We start from the raw sequence: 15,921 nt of genomic DNA, 5'->3' as shown, positions 1-15,921 counted from the left end.
GTACCTCGGCGTGCCGGCCGTCTCACGCACCAAGCCCGCACCTGGCCCCTACTGGGCGGTGCCGCTGGACGGCCCGGGGGCTCTGTGCGGAGGAATCGCCGTGGAGCGGCTGGTCATTGACGGCCGTGAAGCATCCGACGAGAGAGGTGAGCAAGGTGCATAAGCCGCCGGACCGCGTCCCTTCCCGTGGTGGCGCGCACGTGATCAGGAAGTGCGGAATGCTCCTCCTGCTCGGCTGGACCGGGATCGTCTTCGTGATCGCGTTGGCGGTGGCGTGTGGGCTGGAGATCGGTCTCGCCATCGCTAGCAACCCGTACGGGCCCTGAGCTCCCCCAGTCGGCCCGCTCCGGCCGCAGAGTCCGTTGCAGGACCCCGTTTTTCGGCTCGTCCCCGGCGGGGCGGACTCGCGGTTTAGTCACCTCCGGCCGGAGCGGGTCTCTCTTCATCACCAGCACTCCCGGAAGGACCGACCAAGGAATTGGTGGACATGCCCGTTAAACAGACACAGCGGTTCATATGCGGCCAGCGCACCCTGATGCCGGCCGCGCTGGAGCGCACCGTTCTGGAGATGGCGACTGGCATCGATGGCACCGCCTATACCCGTGACGACGTGAGCGCCAGCTTGATGTGCACCATCGAAACCCACGCGGGGCCGCGGCACTACGGTGCTGCGCTCAACCTGCGCGGGGCCGAAGCGGGGACGCTGTGGGTGCTGTGGCGGGACCGCAGCGAGCCGGCCGCCGTGGTCGAGCGCGCCGACTGCCCGGCCGGGCGCGAAGCGGACCACCCGTGCAGTGAGTTCGAGGGCCACCCGGGCGGTCACAGCTGGGAGTTGGAAGACCCGCCCCCGATCGCGGCCGCCTTCCCCCTCCACCGCCGACCGGTGCCGTAGACGCCGGTCGTGCTTCCCCTCCCAACACCAAGGACATCGATGATGAACTCTGCCCTTCCCGTCCCGGCCGGGCCCCCTGCTGAATTATCCAGCCCTGGGGCGCACTGGACGATCACCACGACGACCGGGCTGGTCGAGCGGGCGACCCAGTGAGCGGCACTGAAGCCGCACCCCATACCCGGTCCCGCCCGCTCCAGCTCTTCCACGAGCCCGAGGCCGTCACCTGGGCGCGGGAGACCGCCGGGTTGACCAAGAATGAACTAGCTGCTCGGGTGGGGTTCTCCGTAAACCTGCTGACCGCCATCGAGCGTGGGAATCGCACTGCCACTCCGTCTCATCTTGCCAAGATCGCCGATGCATTGGATTGCCCACTAGTCGATCTAGAGCGAAAGCAACAGGCAAGCCACATCCTAGGACCGGCCTTACGAGAGCTGCGCCTACTGCGAGACATCAGTCTCGCCTCACTGGCTAGCCGCACCGGGTTCGATCCTCGGCAAATCGCCAGAATGGAGTTCGGCCTCCCCCGCGTGGAGGACGGAAGGGTCATGCGTCTGGCCAGCGTGCTCGAAGTGCCATTTCCAGCAGTGGCATTCACCATGCCGCGGTCACTCAAGAATTTCCACGATCCATATGAACTGATTCCCAACGGGCCAACCGTACGGGCCATACGTGAATGTCGACATCTAAGCCTGCGCGATGTCATCGAACGGATAGCGAGGGACGGCGGAAAGGCCACGATCGACCGAGGATTCCTCTCTCGCCTGGAGAATGGAATATCGACCATGAGCAGCGCAAGAATCGTACGGCTCGCCATTGCGATCGACGCACCCATTTCCGCAATCGCATGTCCCGTTCGAGAGATTCCCGTCGAAATCCGCGAAGCGTTCGGAGGCGAAGTTGCCCCTTCTTCGTAGCTGCGGACGATCCCCTGCCGCATAACCGCGCCTTGCGGACCGTCCCATCGCCCCTGCCGTTGCTCGCTCGACAACCAGGAGGGCAAATGCCCGTACCCCTGCCACGTGACTCGGGGTGATGGGGCTCGTTGAAATTCCCCACCCTCTGCTCGGGGTGGGGACAGACCTGCTCGCTGAGATTCCCCACCCGCGAGGCGGTGACCTGCGGGCGGGCGCCACGGCGGAGGGGCCGGCCCTCGTTGCCGACAGCAACTGTCCGGGGAACGAAGAGCAGCCCTGGGGAAATTCACGAAGCCGCATCACCGGTCAGCTTCCCGAGTCTGGAGGCCGCCTACGTCGCCCTCTTGGACCGACGGACGGCCGCTCGCGCTCCTTGATCGTCTCACGTGACCGGGCATGGAAGCTGCTGCCGGCGATGGCTCGACTGCGCGCCCAGTTCGCCCTCGCAGCAACGGAGTTCCAGGCGTCCGCGTACGTGGAGTGGCGACCATGGTTGCGGCCCAGCGATCCCCTTGGCCTCCCGGTGCCGCCGCCACGGGTCCAGCAGGCCGGACGCGGACCTGGCAGGCTCCTGCCGTCGACCGTCGGTGATGTCGCTCCGGAGCAGGGTGAGCGCGCTGGTCGCCGTTCGCGGACGCGTGTCACGTCGTGGAGTGGGGAGCCGCCGTTCCGGGCACCGACGACCCTGCGGTGTTGGGCGAGTTCTACGGCTACAGCACTCAGGCGATAGCCCCGGTCACGGCGCCGACCGACCCCCGTATCGCGTTCCTGATCTCGTCCGACTCGAAGAGGTACATCCTCGAAGAGGTACATCGTGATCCGCAGCTGGGCAGTAGTCCTGCTTACCGGGTGGGCGGGAATCGCCGCCGTCGTAAGACTGATGGTGGCCTCCTTGGTCGGCCCGCTGAGCGCGCTCGCCCTCGGTCTCCGGTAGCGCCGGTCTATGGACCGCTCGTGGGTCGTGGGTACTTGCTGGCGGTGTGACGCCGCCGGGCTACCGGTGATGTGGCGGGGCCCGGTGCAAACCGCGGCCGGGCACGCTCCGCTCTATGCCTGCCAGCGATGCATAGCGCGTCTGGAGCAACTCGTTGCCGAGTACGCCGACCGCCCCCACGATCCGGTCGAGTCCCCGCGTCCGGGCTGCTGACCCATCAGCGGGCCAGTTCGCGAAAGGGAGGGGACAGCAGGCGCCTGGGTCCTCTGCCTGGTGGTGGCTTCCTCTCTGCTGGTAGGTCAGTCACGGTCACGAGGGGGTCCGCTCAGGCGACGCCGAGCCAGACATCGGCGCCGAAGGAGACCTTGATCTCCGAGGCGACCGTGGTGGGGTCCACGAGGAATCCCAGCTCGTACACGGTGGTCTTCTGCGGGCCGGAGACCTTCGCCCGCACCGGGCTCTCGCCGGGGTGGGCGGACAGGATGCGCCGCAGTTCGTTGATCGCGTCGTGGCGCAGGATCCTGTGCTCGCGGAAGGCCAGTTGCACCGGGGGCTTCCCGCCGCTCTCCGCGGAGGAGACGTCCAGCTCCGCCAGCTCGGAACCGATGATGTTCATCGTGCCGTCGCGGTCCTGCGCCCGGCCGCTGATCGAGACGACGCTGTCGGGGATGAGCGCGTGACCCACCAGCTGGTAGGTCGCGGGGAAGAAGCACACCTCGATGCTGGCGTCCCGGTCCGCGAACGTGACCGCGGCCCAGGCGTTGCCCTGCTTGGTCATCTTGCGGTCGACCCCGGTGATCAGCCCCGCGACCTTCACCGGCCGCTCCTGGCCGGACGCCAGCAGCTCGGCGAGGGTGGTGTCGCGGTTGCGCGCGAGGATGTGCTCGGTGCCGTCCAGCGGGTGCGCCGACACGTACAGGCCGAGCATGTCCCGTTCGATGGCGAGGAGTTGCTTGCGCGGCCACTCGCTCTCGGGGATGGCGAAGTCCAGCCCGAAGGTCTGTACGTCCTCGCCGGGCGCGCCCATGCTCGCGAAGAGGTCGTCCTGTCCGTACGCCTCGGCCTTCTTGACCGGGACGATCGCGTCGACCGCGTCCTCGAAGACGGCGGACAGTCCCATCCGGGTGTGGCCGAGGGAGTCGAACGCGCCGGCCTTGATCAGCGACTCGATGGCCCGCTTGTTCAGGACCGGGATGCTCACCTTGTCCAGGAAGTCGGCGAACGAGGTGAACACGCCCTTGGACCTGCGTGCCGCGATCAGGGCCTCGATGACGCCCTCGCCGACGTTCCGCACGGACTTCAGGCCGAACCGGACGTCCTCGCCGACGGCGGTGAACTCCGCGACCGAGGCGTTCACGTCGGGCGCCAGGACCTGGACGCCGCTCTTGCGCGCGTCGGCCAGGTAGATGGCCGCCTTGTCCTTGTCGTCCCCGACCGAGGTGAGCAGCGCCGCCATGTACTCGGCCGGGTAGTTGGCCTTGAGGTAGGCGGTCCAGAACGACACCAGGCCGTAGCCGGCGGTGTGGGACTTGTTGAACGCGTACCCCGAGAACGGGAGCATGACGTCCCACAGAGCCTTGATGGACTCCTCGGAGTAGTTGTTGTCCCGCATGCCGCCGTGGAACTTCTCCCACTCCGCGGCCAGCACCTCGGGCTTCTTCTTGCCCATCGCGCGGCGCAGCAGGTCGGCGCCGCCGAGGGTGTAGCCCGCCAGCTGGCGGGCGATGGCCATGATCTGCTCCTGGTAGATGAGCAGGTGGAAGGTGTTGCCGAGGATCGGCTCCAGCGCGTCCTTCAGCTCCGGATGGATCGGCTCGATCGCCTGCCGGCCGGTCTTGCGGCTGGCGTAGTTCATGTGCGCGTTGGCCGCCATCGGGCCCGGCCGGTACAGCGCCAGGGCCGCCGCGATGTCCTCGAACCGGCTCGGCTCCATCGCCTTGAGCAGCGTCCGCATGCCGCCGCCGTCGAGCTGGAACACGCCGAAGGTGTCACCGCGGGCCAGCAGCGCGTAGGTGTTCTTGTCGTCCAGCGGGATGTTCTCGGTGCTCAGGTCGACGCCGCGGTTCTCCCGTACGTTCTGGATCGCCTGGTCGATCACGCCCAGGTTCCGCAGGCCGAGGAAGTCCATCTTGATCATGCCCATGGACTCGCACGACGGGTAGTCGAACCCGGCGAGGATCACGCCATCCTTGGCCCGCATGTGCAGCGGAACCAGGTCGAGCAGCGGTGTCTTCGACAGGATGACCGCGCACGCGTGCACGCCGGTGTTGCGGATCAGGCCCTCGATTCCGCGGGCTGCCTCCACGACCTTCTTGACGTCGGGCTCGTTCTGGTACAGGGCCCGGATCTCGCCGGCCTCGCCGTACCGCGGGTGCTCGGAGTTGAAGATGCCGTCGATCGGGATGCTCTTGCCCATCACGTCGGCCGGCAGTGCCTTGGTGATCCGCTCGCCGTGCGCGAAGGGGTAGCCCAGGACCCGGGAGCTGTCCTTGATCGCGTTCTTGGCCTTGATGGTGCCGAAGGTGGTGACCTGGGCGGTGTACGCGTCTCCGTACTTCTCCACCACGTAGGCGACCATCTGGTCCCGCTTGCGGTCGTCGAAGTCGAGGTCGACGTCCGGCGGGTTGATGCGCTCGGGGTTCAGGAACCGCTCGAAGAGCAGCCCGTGCTCCAGCGGGCACAGCTCCGTGATCCTCGTCGCGTAGGCCACGATCGAGCCGGTCGCCGATCCACGGCCGGGCCCGACGGGTACGCCGTTGTCCCGCGCGTACCGGCAGATGTCCGCAACCACGAGGAAGTACGAGGAGAAGCCCATCGGACCGATGACCTTCATCTCGGTCTCGAAGCGCTCGGTCACCTCCGCGGGGATCGGGTCGCCGTAGCGCACCGCCAGGCCCTTGAGGACCTCCTTGCGCAGCCACGACTCCTGCGTCTCGCCCTTGGGCACGTCCGGGTACTGGGGCATCTGGTCGACGTAGGCGAAGACCTCGTCGTAGGGCTCGATCCGCTCAGCGATCAGCAGCGTGTTGTCGCACGCCTCGGGCAGTTCGGCGAACAGTTCGCGCATCTCGGCGGCGGACTTGAGGTAGTAGCCGGAGCCTGCAAATTTGAGGCGGTTCGGGTCGTCCTTGTTCTTTCCGGTGCCGATGCACAGCAGGGTGTCGTGGTCGTCGGCCTGGTCCTGGAAGACGTAGTGGGCGTCGTTGGTGGCCAGCAGCGGGATGTCCAGATCCTTGGCCAGGCGCAGCAGGTCTTGTCGGACGGTCCGCTCGATGTCGATCCCGTGGTCCATCAGCTCCAGGAAGTAGTTCTCCTTGCCGAGGATGTCCTGGTATTCGCTGGCTGCCTTCCGGGCCTCGTCGTACTGGTTGAGCCGCAGCCGGGTCTGCACCTCACCCGACGGGCAGCCCGTGGTGCCGATGATCCCGTCGCTGTGTTCGGCAATCAGCTCGCGGTCCATGCGTGCCGTGCCTGCCGGGTACTGCCCTTCCAATGAGGCAAGGGACGTCATCCGGAACAGGTTCCGCAGGCCGGTGGTGTTGCGCGCCCACATCGTCATGTGGGTGTACTTGCCGCCGCCGGAGACGTCCTTGCTTCCCTCGCCGTCGTCCGACATCGCCCGCTGGCCGCCGGGCCCCCAGAACACGGGCTTCTTGTAGCGGCGCGACTCGGGAGCTACGTACGCCTCGATGCCGATGATCGGCTTGACCGGAGACTTCTTCGCCACCTGGAAGAACTCGTACGCGCCGAACATGTTCCCGTGGTCGCTCATGGCCACCGCGGGCATGCCCTGCTTCGCGACCTCTTCGAACATCGGCCCGAGCTTCTGGGCGCCGTCGAGGAGCGAGTACTGCGTGTGATTGTGCAGGTGAACGAAGCTTTCAGGCACCCTGACTCCTCGAAGCGGCGGCCGGTGAGTTGCTCAGCGTAGTAGCTGTGCGGCCCCGGTTCTGGTCGTCCACGGGACGCTGGAACGGGGCCGCACGGTTACCGCAGATCAGGGCCAGGAACCCGCCGGACGCGGAATTCTCCCGCCCGGAGTGTCACCCTTCGACCAGCGCAGCCCTCCGTAAAACCTCGGCCATCTCCTTCTCGTCCGCCTTCAGAAGAGCCCCCAGCAGGTAGGCCCGCGCGTGACCCGTCGGCGACTCGGGGCTGTCCAGGAGATCCGCCGGAACGATCGTCCGGCGCATCGCCGGGTCTACCAGCGCCTGGGCCAGAAGCTCGCCGGCAAGGACCGACACGGCCCAGTGCGGCGTGCGCTCCTTGATCGCGACGGTCAGGTGAAGGCTCGGCTCGTCGCCCACGGTGTACGGGGAGTGCACCCAGCCCCGTGGTAGCCACATCACGTCGCCGGGCTCCAGAGTGTGGCTCTGGTCCGGCGGCGTGTGCTCCAGGAAGTGCCGCTGCTCGCTGGTGAAGCCCACCACGTGGAAGCTCTGGTACTCACGGACCGGGTTCTCCACGACCGGGGGGTGCATCGGCCACATCTTGCGGCCCGAAAGCTGAATGATCAAGGTCACGTACGGGTCGTAGTGGTACTTCAGGCCGTGTGCGCCGGCCGGCGTGTAGTAGGCGTTGACGTGCGTGAGGTGGCCAGTCTCCGCGTGGAGCGCCTGCTGGAGGTGCGCGATGGCGGGCACGAGCCGCTCCAACTGCCGTACGGACAGGGTGCCGCCCTCGTCGAGGTGCTCACGGAGCACACCGCGGCGCGGCATGTCACCGTCGGCGTAGGTCACCGGCTCGACGACCTTGGAGTCTTTGAGGAGAGCCACATGGCGCATTGCCAGGCAGTCGGCATCGATCAGGGCGTCTACGGCCTGCCGCGTCAGCAGGTGCGCGAAGTTCGCGGGGTCCCGGTGAGCGCGTACCGGATCGTCGGGCCACTCGGACGGAATCGAGCCGGGCAGATGAAGCAGTGACGACAGCAACGACGACATCGCGCCTCCGAAGTGTGTGCACGGGGGGACGGGGCGGGGCGGCTCGCTGTCCCTGCGGACGCGGGCCGCCCCTGATGGTGATACTCAGACGGTTGCGGGGCGGGGTGTGTCAGGCCCGCGTCGCCAGCCACCCGGTGGCGAAGCTGGTCAGCTCCGCCTCGCTGAACCGCAGCTCGCGACCCTCGCCGGCGGTCTTGGTGTCCCGCACGGCGAAGCCGCCGCCGGCGAGTTCCGCGAGGGTCAGGCAGTCCTCCATCGAGCCGTCGTTGTCGGTGCCTCCGCCGCACAGCGCAGCGAACTCCCCGGCAACCGGGCTGTCGTACAAGTTCCTGGGCATCTTTCCTCCGCAGATTCCGAAGCCGGCCGGGCCGCGAAGACGACCCGGCGCACACTGCCTGCCACGACTCCAACCGGCGTACCGGTGAGCCGCCGCCAGATCAGTTCACCGCCGCCGGGTGTGGCGCAGCCAGATAGCGATCCGACGCGAACTGACGCGAACTGACGCGCGCACAGGTCCAGTTCTCCGCGTCAGGAACCCGTGCCGGGCCCGCTCCAATACCGTGGTATGCCGAGCATCCGCGTACCACTGAAGGGACGCCGGCATGACCGAACCGAACCCGCCCCGGCCCCGCAAAGGCCCGAACGAAGCCCTGGCCCACTGGATCAAGGCCGCGGGGCTGAGCTGGGGCCAGGTAGCCGTCGAACTAAGGCGAGTAGCTCTCGCCAACGGCAGGCCAGAGCTGGCGCGCGACCGCACCCGCGTCGGACACTGGGTCAGCGACGGCGAGGTGCCCAAGGCCCCGATCCCCGACTACCTGGCCCAGATCCTCACGCTCAAGTGCGGCCGCAGCACGCCGCTCACGCCCTCCGATATCGGCATGCCTCCGCGCGACAATCAGGCAAGCAGCACCGACGGCATCCCCGCGCCACCGGCGCCAGACCAGGCAGGTGATCCCACGAAACGCCGCACCGCTTTCTCTCTCGCCGCGGCCGCACTGACGGCCGGCGTCCCCACCGCCGACACCGCCCGCGCCTACACGCAACATGCGGTGCGCTCCGACCTGGCCCCTGCCGATCTCGGCGACCTCGAGTTGGCCGTCCACCAGGTCGGGGCGATCTACTCTGCGAAGCCCCCCCGCGACCTGATGCCCGCCATGGCAGCCCACCGACACACCGCTTTCCTTCTCGCCTCCGAGCACCGTCACACGCTCAAGGAGGGACGCGAGTTGGCCCACCATGCCGGCATGCTGTCCGTGATCCTGGCCTGGCTTGCACACGACCTCGGCCGCAAAGACCTCGTCGAGGTGTTCTGCGAAGACGCCTGGGTCCAGGCGACCCAGGCCGGGGACCCGCAAGTCGGAGCGTGGGCTGAGGATGTCCGCGCCACCGAAGCCCTCTACGATGGCCGCCCGCTGGACGCTCTTGCGGCAGCCACTCGGGGCTTAGCCGTCGCTGACCCCACCGGGGACGCCGCGGTCCGTCTGTCCGCACAACAGGCTCGTGCCCACGCCAGTGTCGGCGACCGTGCTGGATTCTGCGCAGCCGACCACCGCCTGAACCGCCTCAAGGACCGACTGCCCCTGTCGAGTTCCGGCCTCTTCTCCACCGACGCCGTACGCCTGGTCAGCTACGAGGCCACCTCCTGGGGGTGGCTGGGAGAGCCGGAGAGGAGCCGCGCAGCGGCCGCCGAGGCTATCTCCCACTACAAGGCGATGTCCGGGCCGTATCAGGCGCCGACGCGCCTCGCCATGGCCCATCTCGATCTCGCTCTGGCGCACGTGGCGACGGGGGAACCCGAAGCAGCGGTCGCTGCTGCCCGGCCGGTCCTGACCGGTGGTCGTCTCGTGGAGTCGATCCGAGGCCGCGTGAGCCAGTTGGACCGACGGTTGCAGATGCGCTACCCGGCGCTGCCGGCCACCGAGGAATTCAGCGATGCCGTGCGCTCCTTGGCCGTGTGACCGCACCAGTGACGCAGGGCTGTCGATTCCAGGTTCGGGACCTGGCCCAACTGCGGAGATCAGGTGTCGTCAGTCCGGCCCTGTATGTTTCGGCCAAACTTGGCGCCGGTTCGGGGCACCCGGTGAGGTGGTGGGGTGTAGTGCGGGTCGCGAGTGCGGTTGGTGCGCAGGTCGGCCCTGGTGGTTGCACCACCCGGGCCGCGTCATGTTCATGGCCTCTCGGGCGGTTTTCCCATGGGAAAACGACTGCGGGTCTTTGCGGGCCTGGTGGGGTCGGGACGGCCTGAAACGGGTTGGATCGTGTGGCGTTGGTGCTGGTCGCAGCGTTGTTGCTGGTCAGGGCTTTGCGGGTATCCGGTTCAAGTCCGGCTCCGGGCACCATCTCTCGCTGGTCCCTCCACCAGTGAGAACGGCCGGCATCGGGCGAGACCCTCTGGCGCTGCGGGGCCCCACGGGGCCCCTGCGGCACGGACGGGCCCGGACGCTTCCTCGTCGACACCGCCCCCGAGGCACGCCGGGGCCCTGGCGCATGTCCGCACGGGAACCCTGGACACGTCAGACGGTCGCGTCCGTCGTTACGCCTCCAGACCTGATCAGGGCGCGCTCATCCCGGACGCCCGGGGGTGACTACCTGGTGTCGAGGCAGAGCGGTGACGGGTTCCGGCCTGCTCGCGTCGTGAGGCCCCCGCCCGGGGAGGTCGCGCCGCCCCTTTCACGGTGGTCGTGGGCAGCGCCAGCGTCCTGGCGTATGAACACCGAGCTGGTGGTGGCCTCGCTCTCCGGTGCGGTCGCCCTGTCCAGCATCCTGGTCAGCGCCCGGTTCAGCCGGAAACAGACCGTGCTCGCGGCGCAGTTGGAGCAGCAGGGCGCGGCGCAGTCGAAGTTCGCCGAGCACCAGGACCTCATGAGCCAGCGCCGAGATCCGCTGCTGTGGGCGGCGTTCGACTTCCAGTCGCGCCTGTTCAACATCGTGGACAGGGATTTCCTGAACGTCTACTACACGCACGGCCACGACCGCGATCGCGACTACGCGCTCCGGAGCACTCTGCACGTCGCGGGCGAGTACCTCGGTCAGGTGGAGTTGCTGCGGCGCCGTATCCAGTTCCTGGACCTGGGCAACCGGGAGAGCTCCCGGACCGTCGTCCGGCATCTGACGGCGATCAGCAACGTGCTCAACAGCGACGGCTACGACGACCCCACTTCCGGATATTCCGTAGCAACCAGCGGGCCCTTGGGGAACTGCTGACCAGCGACGACGACGGGCCTGTCCTACGGCTCCACAGACGCCTGCCCTACGGCTACGCACGCTTGCCTCACGGCTCCACCGACGCGCGCAGCCGGCCCGCGGAGGCGACGGTGGCCGCCGCCTCGCGTTCGCTGAGGCCCGTGTGGACCGCGGCCGTCACCAGCGCCGGGGCCAGCGCGTCACCGAGGCCGGCGTCGTAGGCGCGGCAAGCCGCCCAGAACAGGCGGCCGTTGCGCTCGCCCTCCTGGGAGTCGAGGACGAATCGGATCAGGGCCGCGGCGCGCTTCTCGGCCGGATGGCGCGGGGCCGGCGGGGCGGGCTCGCGGCCGGGCGGCGGCTCGGGCGGGGCGGCCAGCAGGAGCAGTGCGGGCGGCGCGGGTGCCAGCGGGTGCTGCGCGGTGCCGGGTTCCAGGAGGTAGTGGCCGGCGACGGTGCGGGAGCCGGGGCCGACGACGTAGCCGCCCGCGCCGCGTATGTCGATGCCGGGGGCGAGCCGGCCGGCCGAGTTGGGCACCGGGCCGGGCGCGGTCAGCCACAGGTGGCGGCCGCCGCTGGGGGTGAGGACGGTGACGGTCCGCGGCACGGCGAAGTCGTGCCGCTCGGCGAGGGCGTGCAGCGCGGCCATGCCGTCCGTGCCGTGCTTGACGTCGAGGTCGAGGCCCACCAGGTGGTGCGGGGCGCGGCCGCACGCGATGCCGTACCCCGTCGCCCAGGGCGCGAGGGCGAACAAGGCGCGGATGCGGTCGGGGTCGGTGGTCGCGTCGTGCACGCCGTGGCCGGGGCGGCCGCAGGCACCGCGGCAGTCGGTGGCCCGGGGCTCGTCGCGGTGCGGGGAGCGGACGGCGGGGAGTTTCGTGCGGGACAGCGGGAAGACCGGCAGTCCGCGCAGGGCGGTCAGCAGCGCCGTGTGCAGGGCGCGGATGTGGTCGGGGCGTGGCATGGCCTGCTCCCTGATTTTCGAACGCGTGTTCGTCTCCACCCCTCAGTGATACCGCGCCCGGCCGCCGGCGTCCACCTCATACCGGTCGTGTCGGCGACCCGGGCCCGGTCCGCGTCGGCGACCCGGGCCCCTGGTCGCCGTACCGCGGGTCACGGTGCCGTCACCCCGGTGCCGCGGCACGGCGGTCGGGTAATACCGTCGGCACTGGCGGCATCGTCGGCACGCACCGGCCGGAGGACCGCCCGGGACACCGCACGGGGCGACGCCGGGGGGCGACGCCGATGGCGCGGCCCGGGACGCCGGCCGGGTGCGGCCCACGCGGGACCGAGGGGTGGGGGCAGATGGACGAACGGCACACGCACGGCACGGACCCGAACCGGGACGACGGAGCGGAACGCCTGGCCGCGGAGGGCGAGGTGGCACTGGCCCGGCTGATCATGGACGGCGGCGACCTGACGCACGCCGCCGACCACCTGGGCAGCGCGTTCGCCGCCGATCCGCGGCTGCCCGACGCGCACGAGGCGCTCACCGAACTGGCCGGGCGGGCCGGCGGACCGGCCGCTGCCCTGGTGTTCTTCCCGCCGGACCGGTCGTTCGTAGGCGCGGTGGTCTGCCGTGCGCACCTGCTCGCCGCCTGCGAGGAGTGGGGCGAGGCGGTGCTGCTGATCGCGGGCGCGATCCGGGCCCGGTACGACCACCCGTGGGCGCATGTCGCCTGGCTCGGCCAGGAGGCGCTGCCCGGGCTGCTGTCGGCCGACGTGGTGACCCAGGCGCTGGCGCACATGGTCACCGCGCTGCCCGACCCGCTGCCCGAACCGGGCCGCGAGGCGATAGCGCCCTTCCACGAACTCGTCGCCGCCGTGGTCGAACACCACCCGGACGACGCGCGGCTGGCCGCGATCGGCTCGGCGCTCGCCCGCCGGATCGGCGCCACCGACCAGGCCGTGGCCTGGGCCGAGCGGGCGCACCGGCTCCAGCCGGACCACATCCCCAGCATCATGCTCGGCTACGCGCTGCGGGCGGCCGGGCGGCCCGACGACGCGCTGCGGGTGTGGCGCGAGGAGATCGCCAGGGACGCCACCGACCTGTCCTTGATGGTCGACATCGCCGAGCTGTACGCCTCCACCGGGCGGGCCGCGCAGGGCCTGCCGTGGGCCGAACGGGCCGCCGCGGCGCGCCCGGACGACCCGCAGGCCGGCCCGGCCGTCTTCGGGGTCCGGTACGCCGCCGACGGCGACGCCGCCCACCTGCTGGCCCTCGCCGACCACCTGCGCGCAAACCCCGACCACTCCTACGCGGCGACCGTGCTGGCCCGGCACAGCGAGTGGCGGCCGTGGCTCGGCGTGGTGGCGGGCGCCACCGAGGCCACCGTCAACGTGCTGCACCAGCTCCTGCGCAGCCCGGACGCGGACGCCGCCCGCGGCCGGCAGGTGCAGCTCACCGCGTCGATGATCGAGCCGCCCAGCGCGGTGCTCACCTTCCTGATGTCCTTCCCGAACGGCGAGGTGGCCGGCCGCTCCGTCGGCGACCCCGACCCGCGCGAGCCGGTCGGCGCGGTCGGCCGCACCCTGTGGGCGTACGACGGCCTGATCGCCCACCCGGCCGTGCCCCCGCCCTCCCCCGAGGCCGCGCGGCTGGTACGGGACACGGCGGCCGCGTCCTGGCCGCACATCCCGGCCGCCTACGACCACGGGGTGCGGCTGTCCGGGCTGCCGCTGGCGGACCTGCTCGGCGTCATGGTCCACCCGCCCGAGCCGCCCGACGACGAGCAGGGCCGCTACCTGCGGGCGTACCGCCCGGAGCTGTGGGTCCGCGCGGTGCAGACCTTCGCCTGCCTCGGGGTCGCCCACCACCGCACCGACGAGCCGTGGCCGCGGTCGTTGCGCCGCTCGGTGCTGCTCGACCTGCTCGACGGCCCCGAGGACTGGCTCGCCGAGACGGCCTCCTTCGCGATGGTGGCCACCGCCTGGGTCGACCCTTCCGTGCGCGAGGACGTCGGGCTGCGGGTCACCGAGCGGATGCTCGCCGCGGCCAAGGCGTACCGCACCCGCGAGGTCACCGTGCTGGGTTCGCTGTGCCGCCTGGTGCTGCTGTGCCCGTGGCTGGACGCGACCTATACGGACCTGGCCCGCGACCTGCTCGCCGCGATCGGGCGCGCCGAGCAGGAGCCCGACAGCACGGGCACGGGCACGGATACGGAACCGCCTGCGACCGCGGCCACGGACGAGGGGTCAGGCACGCACGCGGGCACCGCATCCGACCCGCGGCCGGCCGCGGCCGCGCAGCCCGCCGGCCCGCCGCCGCGGCCCGCCCGCAGGGGTCTCTTCCGCCGCCGGCGGCGCTGAACCGCACCGGCCCCGCCCCTTCTCGGCCCCGCCGCCACCCCTTCTCCGCCGCCATGCGGCCCTTTTGACCTGCACCTACCCTGGGGGCAGCCGCAGCGCGCGGCATCGGAGGACCGTGATGAAGAGCAGCAACCCCGTGCTGACCGGCCGCGGCTTCACCGAGGGCGGCGGAACCTCCCAGCAGCCGCGGGACCTGACGGCCGCACAGCTGGAGACGATGTACGCCCGCCCCTCCGCCGGGCCCGCGCGGACCGGCCGGATGACGATGGGCGACGTCGTCGCCCGCACCGCGGCGACCCTCGGCACGGTCGTACTCGGCGTGCTGCTCGGCTGGTTCGCGCTGCCCGAGCGGTACGGCCTCGCGATCGGCGCCGCGGTCATCGCGTTCGTGCTCGCGATGGTGCAGTCGTTCAAGCGGACACCGTCGCCCGCCCTGATCATCGGCTACGCCCTCTTCGAAGGCGTCTTCCTCGGCGTCCTCAGCCGCACCTACAACGAGGCGTGGCAGGGCGCTCCGGTCCAGGCGGTGCTCGGCACCGTGGCGGTCTTCTGCGGCATGCTGCTCGCGTACCGGACCCGCCTCATCCGGGTCACCGCGCGCTACCGCAGGATCGGGCTGGCGGTCTCGGTCGCCTTCCTGATCGCGATCGTGGTCAACCTGCTCTTCTCCGCCTTCGGCGGCGGCGACACGCTGGGGATTCACACCGGCGGGCTCGGCATCGCCTTCTGCGCGCTCGGCATCCTCCTCGGCGCCTTCTTCCTCTCGCTGGACTTCCAGCAGGTCGAGGACGGAATCCGGCACGGGGTACCGCAACAGCACGCCTGGCTCGCCGCGTTCGGCCTGACGCTGTCCCTGGTGTGGATCTACCTCGAACTCCTGCGCCTGATCTCCATCCTGCGCGACTGAGCCGGACGGAACCGGACCGAGCCGGACGGAGCCAGGCGGGGTCTGGACAGACCCAGGCGGGGTCCGGACGGACCCGGGCGGAGTCCGGACCAGCCGCTACAGGAGGTTGCGCCTGGCCCGGCGCAGGTCGTACTCGTGGACGAGGGCCTTGGCGTGGCCGTAGGACAGGGCGTGCTCGCTGCGCAGCCAGCTCACGCGTTCGTCGAAGCGGAGGAGGGAGGGTCCGTCGGCGAGGTCGCGCAGCCACTCGCTGACCTCGCGGCCGGTGCAGTGCGGGATGCGGTCGATCAGGTTCCGGTGGGTTTCGTCGGAGATGTGCGTGGGGTACATGGCGCCTCCGGTGTGCGATCCGGTCACCCCACCGTGCCCGAGAGGTCGTTCGTTGGCAACCATCCCGGGCGTGCGGATATCGGTGCGAAGCCGCACCGCGCGGGTGCGCCGGGCGCGCGGGTAGGGTCGCGGTCATGTCCGATCGCACCGCGCTGCACACCGCCGTCGACCGTCTCGCCGGGCGGCTGCGGTCGCTCCCGCAACGCAGGCTCCAGGGCGGAGCCGCCGCCGAGGCACTGGAGTTGGCGCGCTGGCTGGCCGTCCAGGCGGAGACCCTGGAGTTCCCGGACCGCGCGCCGCACCGCATGCCGAACGACGGGATGTTCATCGTGGGCGACCAACTCGCGGTCGCCGGCCATGACTTGGCGATGGCCCTCGGCTCGGTCGAGCCCGACAGGGCCGCCGCGGTCGTGACGGAGGCGCTGGAGCGGGTGGCACGGGCCGCGAAGAGCATCGGCTGACCCCTTGGGCGTTCGCGGCGCCCGCGGGGGCGTCGCGGCCCCGGCGCCGGCCGG

The 15,921-nt window shown here is 70.4% G+C and carries 13 protein-coding genes and 1 pseudogene; 9 read left to right on the top strand and 5 right to left on the bottom strand.

The features are described 5' to 3' along the window. Nucleotides 1–146: 146 nt before the first annotated feature. From OG896_RS24325 to OG896_RS24310, 4 genes and pseudogenes are all read left to right on the top strand, one after another. Nucleotides 147–326: a hypothetical protein gene (locus tag OG896_RS24325; protein ID WP_329368653.1), complete on the top strand. Its 180-nt coding sequence runs from the start codon at nucleotides 147–149 to the stop codon at nucleotides 324–326. 161 nt (nucleotides 327–487) lie between these two features. Beyond that, complete coding sequence (locus tag OG896_RS24320; RefSeq protein WP_329368651.1) at nucleotides 488–892, top strand: hypothetical protein; 405 nt, start codon at nucleotides 488–490, stop codon at nucleotides 890–892. Between the two features lie 149 nt (nucleotides 893–1,041). Further along, nucleotides 1,042–1,806: a helix-turn-helix domain-containing protein gene (locus OG896_RS24315; RefSeq protein ID WP_329368649.1), complete on the top strand. Its 765-nt coding sequence runs from the start codon at nucleotides 1,042–1,044 to the stop codon at nucleotides 1,804–1,806. A 624-nt stretch (nucleotides 1,807–2,430) separates the two neighbouring features. After that, a pseudogene (locus OG896_RS24310) lies at nucleotides 2,431–2,790 on the top strand (DUF6302 family protein); the annotation flags it as partial. Between the two features lie 275 nt (nucleotides 2,791–3,065). Here OG896_RS24310 and dnaE read toward each other — a convergent pair. The 3 genes from dnaE to OG896_RS24295 form a co-directional block, all read right to left on the bottom strand. Then, on the bottom strand, nucleotides 3,066–6,629 hold the full coding sequence (dnaE, locus tag OG896_RS24305; protein ID WP_329368647.1) for a DNA polymerase III subunit alpha: 3,564 nt from the start codon (nucleotides 6,627–6,629) through the stop codon (nucleotides 3,066–3,068). 154 nt (nucleotides 6,630–6,783) lie between these two features. After that, a complete protein-coding gene (locus OG896_RS24300) occupies nucleotides 6,784–7,680 on the bottom strand; it encodes a JmjC domain-containing protein (protein ID WP_329368645.1) in 897 nt (298 codons plus the stop codon). 109 nt (nucleotides 7,681–7,789) lie between these two features. Further along, nucleotides 7,790–8,017, bottom strand: a complete 228-nt coding sequence (locus tag OG896_RS24295; RefSeq protein ID WP_329368642.1) for a DUF397 domain-containing protein — start codon at nucleotides 8,015–8,017, stop codon at nucleotides 7,790–7,792. A 265-nt stretch (nucleotides 8,018–8,282) separates the two neighbouring features. On the opposite strand from OG896_RS24295, the gene OG896_RS24290 reads away from it, so the two are divergent. Both OG896_RS24290 and OG896_RS24285 read left to right on the top strand, forming a co-directional pair. Beyond that, a complete protein-coding gene (locus OG896_RS24290) occupies nucleotides 8,283–9,638 on the top strand; it encodes a hypothetical protein (RefSeq protein WP_329368640.1) in 1,356 nt (451 codons plus the stop codon). Nucleotides 9,639–10,386: 748 nt separating this feature from the next. Beyond that, on the top strand, nucleotides 10,387–10,884 hold the full coding sequence (locus OG896_RS24285) for a hypothetical protein (RefSeq protein WP_329368638.1): 498 nt from the start codon (nucleotides 10,387–10,389) through the stop codon (nucleotides 10,882–10,884). A 67-nt stretch (nucleotides 10,885–10,951) separates the two neighbouring features. Here the strand turns inward: OG896_RS24285 and OG896_RS24280 are convergent, their stop codons facing one another. Further along, a complete protein-coding gene (locus tag OG896_RS24280) occupies nucleotides 10,952–11,824 on the bottom strand; it encodes a bifunctional DNA primase/polymerase (RefSeq protein WP_329368636.1) in 873 nt (290 codons plus the stop codon). Nucleotides 11,825–12,165: 341 nt separating this feature from the next. Here OG896_RS24280 and OG896_RS24275 point away from each other — a divergent pair, with 341 nt between their 5' ends. Continuing rightward, nucleotides 12,166–14,169, top strand: coding sequence for a hypothetical protein (locus OG896_RS24275; RefSeq protein ID WP_329368634.1), 2,004 nt, complete (start codon nucleotides 12,166–12,168; stop codon nucleotides 14,167–14,169). Between the two features lie 118 nt (nucleotides 14,170–14,287). Next, nucleotides 14,288–15,076, top strand: a complete 789-nt coding sequence (locus OG896_RS24270; protein ID WP_329368632.1) for a Bax inhibitor-1/YccA family protein — start codon at nucleotides 14,288–14,290, stop codon at nucleotides 15,074–15,076. A 96-nt stretch (nucleotides 15,077–15,172) separates the two neighbouring features. Here the strand turns inward: OG896_RS24270 and OG896_RS24265 are convergent, their stop codons facing one another. Beyond that, the gene (locus tag OG896_RS24265; protein ID WP_328464787.1) at nucleotides 15,173–15,406 is read right to left on the bottom strand and encodes a DUF4287 domain-containing protein; all 234 of its coding nucleotides are present in this window, start codon (nucleotides 15,404–15,406) and stop codon (nucleotides 15,173–15,175) included. 134 nt (nucleotides 15,407–15,540) lie between these two features. Here OG896_RS24265 and OG896_RS24260 point away from each other — a divergent pair, with 134 nt between their 5' ends. Then, the gene (locus OG896_RS24260) at nucleotides 15,541–15,867 is read left to right on the top strand and encodes a hypothetical protein (RefSeq protein WP_328464789.1); all 327 of its coding nucleotides are present in this window, start codon (nucleotides 15,541–15,543) and stop codon (nucleotides 15,865–15,867) included. The last annotated feature ends 54 nt before the right edge of the window (nucleotides 15,868–15,921 follow it).

Origin of the sequence: Streptomyces sp. NBC_00669 (assembly GCF_036226785.1) — a bacterium.
In the GTDB taxonomy this organism is placed as follows: domain Bacteria; phylum Actinomycetota; class Actinomycetes; order Streptomycetales; family Streptomycetaceae; genus Actinacidiphila.
Note: the sequence above shows the minus strand (reverse complement) of the source record. Positions and strands in the feature narration are given on the sequence as shown.